This is a genomic window from Martinezella rhizogenes, assembly GCF_007002745.1.
GTDB lineage: Bacteria > Pseudomonadota > Alphaproteobacteria > Rhizobiales > Rhizobiaceae > Agrobacterium > Agrobacterium cucumeris.
The window spans coordinates 166,758-178,818 of sequence record NZ_SGNY01000001.1 but is presented as its reverse complement, the minus strand read 5'-3'; the positions used below and the strand labels follow the sequence as shown (position 1 = coordinate 178,818).

Here is a 12,061-nt window from a genome sequence, read left to right as displayed (position 1 = left end):
CGGAAGCGAAGCAGATATGGGTCGACATAGCCCAATTCCTTAGAACACAAGGTTGCGGGTCAGGCCCTCGTTCGGTGTTCCACCACCGGCGGGGGCCGCTAAGTGTCTGCAGATATTCGGTTTCTGCTGACCCTGTCGACATAGCCCGGAGAATTGTGTCCGGCAAGCCGGCAAGAACACTTCCGGAACGACAGAGCTCCGGTATGGTTAACGGGACACGCGGCGACCAGCGGACAAAAAATAGCCCCGCGCGAGCGGGGCCATGGGTGTCGTCTTTGCCGGGATCGTTACGCCGCGACCGCCGAGGGTACGGAACGGCGCTCCCGGGATTTTCCGACCGATGACGCCTGCGCGATCATCCCATTGAACACGCTGTTGATGCGAGCCAGCGTCGCCTCTTCTCCCCTTTGCACCCGGTCGCTGGCCTCTGCCGGTTCCTGTGACGCAAGGTCATCACCCGCATCGGCGCTCTCTATTTCCTCCTCCGTCGAGGTAAGCGCCTCCCCATGGACCACGAAGCGTAACGCCGGAATGACTTCGTCCTGAAGCCAGCTGACAAACTCGGTCCGATCCGGCCAGTCGTCAGCGCCGCCCATACGGTGAAGCAATGCCTGTACCGTGCGCCATGCGCTGCCTTCGGGCAGACGCGCCGGCCGCCAGTTCACATGTGAAACCATTTCCACCTTCATCGGCGCGGCGATGCTGTTGAGAAGATCGTGGGCGTGACGGCAATCGTACACAATCGCATCCTGGAGCAGCCCCTTCTTCACCGCCCTGCCTCTGGCGATCGGCTCCATGGCCTTCTCAACTCGCTTGAGGACTGCGGACATTAGCCCGTGGAACTCAGTAACGTCCTGCGTGATCTTCAACTCGGCAGCCTTACGCAAGCCGGCGAGGCCGCCAACATTGAGAGCATCGTGGGTGGTAGCGACCTTTCGCTTTGCCTCGACGCCCACCGTCGCTTTGACCTGAGCCACAGTCAGTTGTTCGCCAGCCTCGATCGCCGAGATGACCCGTTCGACCTCCGGCTGTTCGGCGTAGGCCAGCACGAAGAGGACCGTCGGAGCAACCGCCGCTGCCTCGAGCCGCTCTTTATAGTCCGCCAGGTTCGCCTGGACTGCCATGTAGTTGCGGCCGGTCTTCGGCGTGAACTTGCACACCGCCTTGATCCATGCGCCCAACGCCTTGTCCGGGAGAATGGACTTTGCGCGCACGAGGTAGCCGCCGATCTCGAAGGCCTGCGCTGTCGTCCGGCGTCCGAGCGACTGGAACGCGTCCCGTAGCCACTTCAGTTCGTCCTCCTGGGCAGGGCTGATGGTCGGCCCCGGCTTGGTCTGGGCAACAGCCGCCCTCTTCTTATGGGTGTATTTTGTCATTCGTTTCTTGTCTCCGTTTTCATCCGGTCTTCATCAGCGACCGTGAGATAATGGTGACACGAATTTCAAAAACGCGTTACAACCGAGATTGCCAACATTATGTAATTTAAAGATTTTTCTCTATATACAAGAGTTTTCCGCCATTTGCCGCGCTGGATTCCTCAATGAATTCAACGCGGCATTTTTTTTAGTTCGCATTTTAATTACGTGATTACTAATTCAACCTTTGATTGATTCAATTCCCTTACGTCGCAGTTTTCTTGGTTCGTGCCGGTCGGGAAGAATGCGTCAGGACTGACTCGATCGGTCGGATTGGATGAGCTTTCAAATGCGCGGTCGGTAAAGGCAATGTTGACAGTGCATCGGCCATGACACGCAGCCGCGCCGGATCGGTGTAACGCCCCTCATTCACACCCTCGTTGGTGTGCCCCAGGATGTCCTTTCGGTACTCCTCCCGAATGCCGGCCTGCTTCATTTCATTGTTGCACCAATGGCGCAGCGAATGCAGGACCTTCCCATCATCCTTGGCCTTGGGCAGCGCTGTCGATCGTATTTTTTGCCAGCTGTCATCAAACACGTCACCCATCGGCGTCGTAGGGGATGCAGCCTTCAGTTCGGGGAACAACAGGACGTGACCGAGATTGCGAAGCTCATCAACGTATTCAAGGAATCCGAGGCGAAGCAGCTCTGGGTGGATGGGCACGCGCCGCTTCGATTGAGCGTTTTTCAGCTTGCGGACGAAGTTTTCCTCAATGCGGATGCACGGAAGCTCAAAATGGGTCTCGACCTCATCGAGGAGCAAGCCACACATCTCTTCACGACGAGTTCCGACATAGATCGCCAGTAAAGGAACCCAATAGGCCGCGTCATGGAAGATTTCGTCTCCGCCGCCGAAGCGCTCGTCGAAGCTACTCGACCCCTCCCACACTGGCAGCGAGAAGATGGTCTGCAGTTCCTCGGTTGAGAAACGTCCACGCTCGTTTCTGACGTCGCCCTTCCTCTTGGTTCGCAGGCCGGAAACGCCCTCGAAATTCCCGAATGGAAATCCGGCGTGTTTGCAGATGTCCACGATGTTGCCCATTTGGGTCATGTAGCGATTTATCGTCGCGGGCGACAAGCCAACCTCCTCGGGCGGCAACGTCGTGGCACGAGCCAGAAGCTCGCTGAGGGGCATGATATGGTCGTTCGGCGACTTTCCATGATTTTTCGGAAGCTTGAACAGCATGCTTCGGAATTCCGAGATGTTTCGCTGCCTCAAGCGTGCCGGCTGGTCGTGTCCGACGAATCGAACCAACAACTTGGCAATACTCACGTGTTGCTTAATCATCTTGTGACGCCATTCTTTGGTTGCGACCCTCTCCTCCGCTGCCAGTTGGACGATTTCGACAAGTCCCTTGTCCGAATCCTGCAGTTCCAGTTCCGCTTCATCCTCATCGTCGAGATCGAATTCGTCCTCGGTTTCAACCGGAGGGGCGGCAACCGCGATCGTACGAACAGATGCAGGCACCTTCTCAAGAGGTGTGTAAGGTTGCGAAAACGACGGTACAGTTCGACTTCCAAATGGTGCTACCGACGTTCGCTGCGACACGGATTGAGACGAAGCAGCGTGCGATACAGCCGTCGCTGCGGTATCGCCGACAAGCGCCGCATTGAGGAGGGCAATATCATCAGGTCGGACGCCGGACCATCGCCGTTCGGTATTGAGCAACGCTGCCGACATGCCGCGCAAGCAAAGCTGCTCTGCTTGGAGGATGTGCGTTTCCGCCGGCGCGATGTTGTGGTCCTGGAGGATAGCCTCCAGCTGACGGCGACCGATTTGGCCAAATCCATTGGTACTGAGGAACCCCATTGTCTCACGAACGCCGTGGATCATCTCGTCATCAAGTCCGGCAGCGCGCATTTGGCGCTCTTCGTCGGGACCAATCCTTGCATTGATCCCTTGGGCGGCGAACAGGCGTAACGCCCAACCGCTCTGAATTTCCGTTAAACGCTTACTTGCTGCGTCGACGCCTGTTCTGGAACCGGCCGCCATCATCGAATCCAGATGGAAGCTGTGCTGCTTGGCGGCGTGTATCAGGATTTTCTTTGCGTCTTCCGGCGATATCATCTTTTGTCTCAGGCTGGGCAGGAGACGATGGCTGGCAAGCGTCACCTCCGGAGCGACGACCCGCACCCGTTCCAGTTCCTTGGTGTGCAGGCTGATTTCGAGCCTCACCCAAGCATGGACACCTGTTCCAAGTGGTAAACGCCGTCGCCACCAGTAGACCGAACCGCGCTTGTAGACGTGTTGAATCGTTGCCATGCTAAACCCTTTCCTAAGAGGGTGAGCAGGACTTGGTTCGCCTTCCCGTAAGACAGCTGTGTACGACAGTCGTGTAAGACAGTCCGGTACGACAGTGCCTCGAATTCGATTCCCAGCTAACTCGGATGTGCTGAGAAACCGTGATTCTGGCTTGAAAAGGGAAACTTGGCTGGGGCGCCAGGATTCGAACCTGGGAATGCCGGTACCAAAAACCGGTGCCTTACCGCTTGGCGACGCCCCAACAGGGCAGCGAAAGCGAAAAGCCGCTGCCTGAACCGCGCCTGATTAGCAAAGCCGGACGGGCGCGGCAATGACCCGGCGACCAATTTTTTCACAAAACCCAAGCTTTTTGGATGCTGTGCCGCAGACGGCATGATAGGGCTTGGCGATTGTGCGGCGGGCGCCGCCGGCACTGGCGGCATGGCGTTCATTCAGGAGGTCTTGATGGCGGACCCGGCATTCGATCTCGATTTCAAGCCGGCCTATGGCGAGGCGGTTCCTGTCGCCCCGCTGGTCCAGCGCCTCACCGTTAACAATCCTTCCGCCTTCACCTTCCATGGCACCAACAGCTATATCGTCGGCGACCGTTCCGTCGCCGTCATCGATCCCGGCCCGGAGGATGAGGCGCATTTTCAGGCGCTGATGACGGCGCTTGACGGCCGCGAGGTCACCCACATCTTCGTCAGCCACACCCATCGCGATCACTCGCCGCTTGCCCGGCGGCTGAAGCAGGTGACCGGGGCATTGACGGTGGCGGAAGGTCCGCACCGCGCCGCCCGGCCGCTCTATGCGGGTGAAACCAACCCCTTTGCCGAAAGCTCCGATACGGCCTTCGTGCCCGATATCGCGCTTGGTGACGGGCAGAGCCTTTCCGGCGATGGCTGGACATTGACCGCCCTGCATACGCCGGGCCACACCGCCAATCACGCCGCCTTTGCGCTTGATGGCAGCGGCATCGTCTTTTCCGCCGATCATGTGATGGCCTGGGCCACCACCATCGTCGCACCGCCGGATGGGGCGATGAGCGATTACATGACCTCGCTGGAGCGGCTGCTCACCCGCGACGACCGGCTGTTCCTGCCCGGCCATGGCGGACCGGTCACCGATCCCGCCGCCTTCATGCGGGGCTTACGCGCCCACCGCCGCATGCGGGAAAAGGCGGTTCTGAAGCGTATCCGGGACGGGGACAGGCTGATCGCCGATATGGTGAAGGTGATCTATGCCAGCACCGACAAGCGCCTGCACGGGGCAGCCGCACTTTCGGTGCTGGCGCATATCGAAGACCTGATCGAAAAGGGCGACGTGCGGACGGATGGTACGCCTTCGCTCTTGGGCGCGTATTTTCCGGCCTGACGGGGTTTTGAGGCGCGAATTCTCAAGATACTTTCGCCGCTTACGCCCCGTTGGGGAACGAGCGGATGCCACTTGTTTCTTCTCCCCGCCGGGGAGAAGTCCGCGGCAGCGGGATGAGGGGGCAAGGGTAGATATATTCGGCAACGTTGCCCCCTCATCCGACCCTTCGGGCCACCTTCTCCCCCTCGGGGAGAAGAAAGAGGTGGCGACCTCTCGTCCTCCATCAAGACGACGCGTAGCGTCAACTACACCTCAATTGTCGTTCAACCCCTGCATTTCCGCATCCAGCGCATCGAGATAGGCCTCGGCGATGGCCGCCCCCATGCCGAGATCATGCGGGGCATAACGCGAGGCGACGCGGATATCGACGATGGTGGTTTCCGCCTCTTCCCTGAGGCGGATGAGGATATCAAAACGCAGGCCCCAGATGCGGGTGCGCGTTTCGCCCTGCATCAACACCACGCCGCTGCCATTAAAGAAGGTGGGCTGCGGCGCCTCGGCCGGCCGGGCCGTGGGCACCGGCACAATGGAGGGCAGGTCTTCCACGGGCCCCTCTTCAGCCGGGGGCGTCTTGTCCTGTTCTGGAATGCCGGTGGAGGGCGCTTCCTCCGCGCCGATGACGCCTCTTGTGTGGCTGATGCGGATATTCTGGGCAGCGGCCATCTTCTTGGCGGCGGCATAGATGCGATCGATCGCGCCTTCATAACGGCGGCCGGCGAGGCTGGCATAGGCAATCGCCTGCGCGTCCCGGTCTTCCTTTGCCACCATGGCGGGCCTTGCCAGCCATTGCTGGTTCGCCACCGGCGTCACCAGCCATTCCGGCACGTCGGTCAGGTCGGTCGAAATGTCGTAGATCTTCGGCTGCTGCCAATAAAGATATGCGCCGTAACCGACCACACCGAGCGGCAGGGCCGACAGGAGAAGAGCGGCAAGCGCCGAAAGCCCGCCCCGCGCGCCCTTTGTCCACAGTCGCTCAAGGCCGATCAGCGCCAGAAGCACCGCCGCCAACGCGATGCCGGCGGCAATTATCAGCAACCCCACGAGGTCAGGCGTCGTCAGTGGTCCAAACCGGTGGACACAGGCGGCGATCAGAAATAGCGCCAGCGCCGCCAGACCGAGATAGCGGGAAAGATAGGCTGCAACCGAAAAAGGCCGGACGAAACGCACAGTCATGGAAGCGGATATCCGTAAGATCGCATTGGCGTAAAAGCGTTGCACCCGAAATCTGGCAAGGGAATCACCTGCATATGATGTCATAGACCGGATTTGCGGCGAGGAAAACAAAGGAGGGAGCCGATCTGCGGGTAAAGCGTGCTCACAACCTCCGAAGACCTCTCTTCCGTCATGCCGGACATGATCCACGGCTGTCGGGTTAAACTTCCGGACAGGTCGCTGTCGCCTTGAAGTCGATGATGAAGGGTGAACATTCACTCAACGTCATCCTCGGCCTTATGCCGAGGATCTAATCACGTTGAATAAAATCAATACGTTGGCAGATCCTGGGACAGGCCCGAGGATGACGTCGGCGCAATTGGCATGCTTTCCTTCCCATCGGACGACGCTGCTCTTCTTTGGTGTCCGGTTAAGGCGAGAATCCGGAAAGCCTATTCGAATGAGAGTCTTGTGCCTCATCCAGAAACTTAAATCGGGCAGCAGTGGACATGGCCCGGGGTGCGCAACGCTCCTGCCAAATGCAGACGCTCTCCGGCCTCCGGTGTCGCTCCGGCAGACTGAGCGGCCACGGCAAAAGGAAGCGGGAATATTTTTCCTCATTATCGCCGCTTAAGAGAATAATTCCCCGGCAATGCAACAAATACGCAAGCTCATCCCTTAATTGCTGAGGAAATCGGCGTATCCTCAGCGACCTCCCTCGAGAATGCGTGTAAAAAGTGCAACATTCTCGTTTTCTTGCACAATAAAGAGACATGTCATGTCACAGGCAACGACGTCCGCCGGCCCCTCCGGGCCTAAACCCTTTTATCGCAATTTCGGCTTTCAGGTTCTGATCGCCATGGTCATCGGCCTGCTGCTCGGGCTCGTTGCGCGCAACATCGGTCCCGATGCCGCCGGCAGCCCGAACGGGCTTTCGGTGACGCTGCAGACCATCGGCAGCATTTTCGTGCAGCTCCTGCGAGCGCTAGTGCCGCCGCTGATCTTCACGGCCATCGTCGCCTCCATCGCCAATCTCAAGAACCTTTCCAATGCGGCAAAGCTCGTCTGGCAGACGCTTTTGTGGTTCGCCATCACGGCGCTTATCGCCGTGGTCATCGGCATCGTGCTCGGCCTCGTCATTCAGCCGGGTGTCAACACGGCGATTGCCAATACGGCAGCGGCAGCCCCCTCCTCCACCGGCTCCTGGCTGGACTTCCTTAAGGGTCTCGTTCCCGCCAACGTCTTCGGACTTGAAGCCTCTACCAAAATCAATAACGGTTCCGGCAGCACCTCGCTGAACTTCAACGTTCTGCAGCTGCTGGTGGTGTCGATTGCCTTTGGTGTTGCGGCGCTGAAAGCTGGCAAGGCGGCGGAGCCATTCCTTGCCTTCAACCAGTCGCTGCTTGCCATCGTGCGTAAAATCCTGTGGTGGGTCATCCGCCTCACCCCCATCGGCACCATCGGCCTGCTCGGGCGTGCGGTTGACCAATACGGCTGGACGACGCTTTCGCAGCTCGGCTGGTATGCGGCGGCCGTCTATATTGGTCTCGCGCTGGTGCTCTTCGTGGTCTATCCGGCGCTGCTGATCGCCCATGGCCTGAAGCCGTCACGCTTCTTTGCGGGCGCGTGGCCGGCCATCCAGCTCGCTTTCGTATCGCGCTCGTCGATCGGCACGCTGCCCGTCACCGAAACCGTGACGGAAAGGAGCCTCGGCGTGCCGCGCGAATATGCCGCCTTCTCCGTGCCGCTCGGCGCCACCACCAAGATGGACGGCTGTGCTGCCATCTATCCGGCGATTTCGGCGATCTTCATCGCGCAGTTCTTCCAGGTGCCGCTCGGCATTCAGGAATATGTGCTGATCGTCTTCGTTTCGGTGCTGGGTTCGGCTGCAACAGCGGGTCTCACGGGCGCGGTGGTGATGCTGACGCTGACGCTCTCCACGCTTGGGCTGCCACTCGAAGGTGTGGGCCTGCTGCTCGCCATCGACCCGATCCTCGACATGGGCCGCACGGCGGTCAACGTTGCCGGTCAGGCGCTGGTGCCGACCATCGTCGCCAAGCGCGAAGGCATTCTCAATGAGGCCGTCTACAACAACGCCAAGGACATCGACGCGCTCGATGACCGGGAAGTGGCGCCGGCCTGATCACGATAATCGTGGGGCGTTTCCAGTGAAAAGGAAACGCCCCATGCGTGCCACTTCCGTTGCTCCATAAGAGTTTGGGATTGACGGAGATGGTTTCGTCGATAGCAATATCGGCACAGACAACAATGCATCTTTCGGCGGGACTTGCGTATGGCGAAACGTAACTGGATTTATGTCGCCCTGCTCGCCTTCCTCTCCCTCGGCCTCTTGATCGACGCCGCCATCTGGCCCGCCGGACCTCCAAGTTCCTTTACCGCAAACGATCTCGTCCAGATGATCGGCATCATCACGCTGTTTGCCTGGTGGCAGATAGAAGATGCCGAAAAGCGAGATATCCGGCGCAGTTCTGCCGCCAAAGTCGCAACCATTCTGCTCGCGCCTGTTGGCCTTGCCATCTATCTTTATCAGACCCGCCGGTGGACACGCGCCACGCTCGGCCTCATCGCCTTCATGGGTGGCATCTTTCTCGCCGCCATCCTCACGCTGTTATTGAGTGACTGGCTCATTCTGCAGGGCTTTTTCCCTCCCTCTTTTTTGTCCGGTTCTGAAACTGGATAGAGGTCCGTCCCGCTGGGCCGGGCGCAGCCATTGTCTGGCGGTCAATTGATGCAACTTTCCGCACCAATGCGGCTTTTCCCCATATGAAAACAGGCGTATCAATCGCGGCAATAAAAGTGCCGTACGGCTGTCATGTTCAAGGGAGAAACAAGATGCGTGTTTCCATCGTCCTCGGTTCGCTTGCCGCCATGCTGGCGCTGACCGCCTGCCAGACGCTGACGCCGGAAGAGCGGCGGGCGCGGGACGAGGCGACTTGCCGGGGTTATGGTTTCCGCCCCGGCACCGACCCGATGGCGGGTTGCCTTCTCGATCTGGAAATGGATCGCCGCGCCGATAACCGTGCATGGCAGGCGCAGATGAACCGCGACATGTTCTACAGGCCGGTTGTCGTCGAGCGTCAGATCATCGTCCGACAGAACCCCTGACCGGAATGAAGGCGACATTGCTTGCCACCTGCCCCTCCTTCGCCCGCGCAGCAAGCGTTGCCTGCGCGGCGGCAAGGCGGGCAATCGGCACGCGGAAGGGCGAACAGGACACGTAATCGAGATCCGCATCCTCGCAGAAATGGATCGAGGCCGGATCGCCGCCATGTTCGCCGCAAATGCCGAGCTTCAGTTCCGGTCGTGTCTGGCGGCCGCGTTCGGCGGCGATGCGGATCAACTCCCCCACACCATCAAAATCGAGCGAGATGAACGGGTCGCGCTCGATGATGCCCTTGCGCTGATAGGTGTTGATGAAGCGCGCCGCGTCATCGCGGGAAATGCCGAAGGTCGTCTGCGTCAAATCGTTGGTGCCGAAGGAGAAAAATTCCGCGGCTTCGGCGATGACATGGGCGCGCAGTGCAGCGCGCGGCAGTTCGATCATGGTGCCGGTCAGATATTCGATCTCCATGCCGGTTTCCTGCGCCACCGCGGCGGCGACACGATCGATGACCTCGGTGACATAATCCAGCTCAGAGCGCAGGCCGACCAGCGGCACCATGATCTCAGGCACAACGGGCGCGCCGGTGATGCGCGCTGCCTCAACGGCGGCTTCGAAAATGGCGCGGGCCTGCATTTCGGCGATCTCGGGGTAAGAAATGGCGAGACGGCAGCCGCGATGGCCGAGCATGGGGTTAAATTCATGCAGCGCATCCAGCCGCTGGCGGAACACGGTCTGCGGCATGCCCATGGCGGCCGCCACCTCGACGATTTCGCCATCGGTCTTCGGCAGGAATTCGTGCAGCGGCGGATCGAGCAGGCGGATCGTCACCGGCAGGCCATGCATGATCTGGAACAGTTCGGTGAAATCCGAACGCTGCATCGGCAGAAGCTCGTCAAGCGCTGCCCGCCTGCCCCTTTCGCTTTCGGCGAGGATCATTTCGCGCATCACATGGATACGGTCGCCCTCAAAGAACATGTGTTCGGTGCGGCAGAGGCCAATACCTTCGGCACCGAAGGCACGGGCGGCGCGGGCGTCGGCCGGGGTGTCGGCATTGGTCCGCACCGTCATGCGGCGCAGATTGTCGGCCCAGATCATCAGCTTGCCGAAATCGCCAGACAGTTCCGGCTGCGTCATCGGCACTTCGCCCTTCAGCACCCGGCCGGAAGAGCCATCGATGGTGATGATATCGCCGCGCTTGAGCATACAGCCGACGCCGATCAGCACCTTGTTGCGCATGTCGACACGCATGGAGCCGGCACCGGTGACGCAGGGGATACCCATGCCGCGCGCCACCACGGCGGCGTGGCTGGTCATGCCACCACGCGTCGTCAGAATGCCTTCGGCGGCGTGCATGCCGTGAATATCTTCCGGGCTGGTTTCGATGCGCACCAGAATAACCCGGCGGCCTTCGGCTTCCGCTGCAACCGCCTCTTCCGAGGTGAAGACGATCTCACCCGTAGCAGCTCCCGGAGAGGCCGGCAGGCCGGAACCGATGACGGGGCGGGAAATGCCCGGATCAATCGTCGGGTGCAACAGCTGGTCGAGCGATGAGGGCTCGATGCGGCAGACCGCCTCCTCCTGCGAAATCGTGCCTGCTTCCACCATATCGACGGCAATCTTCATGGCGGCGCGGGTGGTGCGTTTGCCGGAACGGGTCTGCAGCATCCAGAGCTTGCCGCGCTCGATGGTGAATTCCAGATCCTGCATGTCGCGATAATGGTTTTCCAGCCGCTTGCAGATGGCCAGGAACTCACTGAACGCCTCCGGCATCAGCTTTTCCATGGAGGGCTTGTCGGAACCCGATGCCAGCCGCGCAGCCTCGGTGATCGACTGCGGCGTGCGGATGCCCGCTACCACGTCTTCCCCCTGAGCATTGACGAGGAATTCCCCGTAAAGCTCCGCTTCGCCGGTGGAAGGATTGCGGGTGAAGGCGACGCCGGTTGCCGAAGACGAACCGAGATTGCCGAAGACCATGGCCTGAACGTTGACCGCCGTACCCCAGTCACCCGGAATATTGTGCAGATGCCGGTAGGTCACGGCGCGGTGGTTGGTCCAGCTGGCGAAAACAGCACCGATGGCGCCCCAGAGCTGCACGTGACAGTCCTGCGGGAAGGCTTCGCCCAGCTCGTCCTCGATCAGCTTCTTGTAAAGCGAAACGACGTGCTGCCATTCGACCGCCGACATGTCGGTATCGTATTCGTGGCCGAGCCGGCCTTTTTCATCCTCGAGAATTTCCTCGAACAGTTCATGATCGAGGCCCATGACAACATCGGCATACATCTGGATGAAGCGGCGGTAGCTGTCCCAGGCAAAACGGGCGTCGCCGGCATCGTGGCCCAGCGCCTCGACCGTGCGGTCGTTGAGGCCGAGATTAAGGACGGTATCCATCATGCCCGGCATGGAGGCGCGCGCGCCGGAGCGGACGGAAAGAAGCAGCGGCGACTGGCTGCCGCCGAAGGTCTTGCCGGTCACGGCTTCCATGCCGTGCAGGCCGGCCATGACCTGCAGCTTCAATTCCTCGGGAAGATCGCGGCCGTTCTTGTGATAAAGGGCGCAGGCATCTGTAATGATGGTGAGGCCGGGGGGAACGGGTAGGCCGAGACTTGCCATTTCGGCAAGGTTCGCACCCTTGCCGCCCAATATTGCAACGTCACCTGCCCTGCCTTCGGCAGCACCATTGCCGAAGGTATAAACCCATTTTTTCATTCCACGCTCTCCACCCAGAAGCGTTGTCATTTTTCTATCATCTACAGC

At 60.0% G+C, this 12,061-nt stretch carries 8 protein-coding genes and 1 tRNA gene; 4 read left to right on the top strand and 5 right to left on the bottom strand.

Annotated features, from left to right (window positions below; translation table 11 throughout):
- Positions 1–287: 287 nt before the first annotated feature.
- The 3 genes from EXN68_RS00875 to EXN68_RS00865 form a co-directional block, all read right to left on the bottom strand.
- Positions 288–1,376, bottom strand: coding sequence for a hypothetical protein (locus tag EXN68_RS00875; RefSeq protein WP_142839262.1), 1,089 nt, complete (start codon positions 1,374–1,376; stop codon positions 288–290).
- A gap of 244 nt (positions 1,377–1,620) precedes the next feature.
- The gene (locus EXN68_RS00870) at positions 1,621–3,678 is read right to left on the bottom strand and encodes a site-specific integrase (RefSeq protein ID WP_142839261.1); all 2,058 of its coding nucleotides are present in this window, start codon (positions 3,676–3,678) and stop codon (positions 1,621–1,623) included.
- Between the two features lie 166 nt (positions 3,679–3,844).
- Positions 3,845–3,919 (bottom strand) — tRNA-Gln (locus EXN68_RS00865).
- 203 nt (positions 3,920–4,122) lie between these two features.
- Between EXN68_RS00865 and EXN68_RS00860 the strand changes: the two genes are divergently transcribed.
- The gene (locus EXN68_RS00860) at positions 4,123–5,031 is read left to right on the top strand and encodes an MBL fold metallo-hydrolase (protein WP_142839260.1); all 909 of its coding nucleotides are present in this window, start codon (positions 4,123–4,125) and stop codon (positions 5,029–5,031) included.
- A gap of 252 nt (positions 5,032–5,283) precedes the next feature.
- Here EXN68_RS00860 and EXN68_RS00855 read toward each other — a convergent pair whose 3' ends face one another.
- Entirely contained in the window at positions 5,284–6,204 is a 921-nt protein-coding gene (locus EXN68_RS00855) for a DUF1499 domain-containing protein (RefSeq protein WP_142839259.1), read from the bottom strand.
- Positions 6,205–6,961: 757 nt separating this feature from the next.
- Here EXN68_RS00855 and EXN68_RS00845 point away from each other — a divergent pair.
- From EXN68_RS00845 to EXN68_RS00835, 3 genes are all read left to right on the top strand, one after another.
- Positions 6,962–8,326, top strand: coding sequence for a dicarboxylate/amino acid:cation symporter (locus EXN68_RS00845; protein WP_142839258.1), 1,365 nt, complete (start codon positions 6,962–6,964; stop codon positions 8,324–8,326).
- A gap of 150 nt (positions 8,327–8,476) precedes the next feature.
- Positions 8,477–8,884, top strand: a complete 408-nt coding sequence (locus tag EXN68_RS00840; protein ID WP_142839257.1) for a hypothetical protein — start codon at positions 8,477–8,479, stop codon at positions 8,882–8,884.
- A 152-nt stretch (positions 8,885–9,036) separates the two neighbouring features.
- Positions 9,037–9,309 carry a hypothetical protein gene (locus EXN68_RS00835; RefSeq protein WP_142839256.1) on the top strand — a complete coding sequence of 91 codons (273 nt, stop codon included), beginning with the start codon at positions 9,037–9,039 and terminating at the stop codon, positions 9,307–9,309.
- Here the strand turns inward: EXN68_RS00835 and ppdK are convergent.
- Positions 9,287–12,013, bottom strand: coding sequence for a pyruvate, phosphate dikinase (gene ppdK / locus EXN68_RS00830; protein ID WP_142839255.1), 2,727 nt, complete (start codon positions 12,011–12,013; stop codon positions 9,287–9,289). The two genes, EXN68_RS00835 and ppdK, sit on opposite strands and share 23 nt — an antisense overlap.
- Positions 12,014–12,061: the final 48 nt, after the last annotated feature.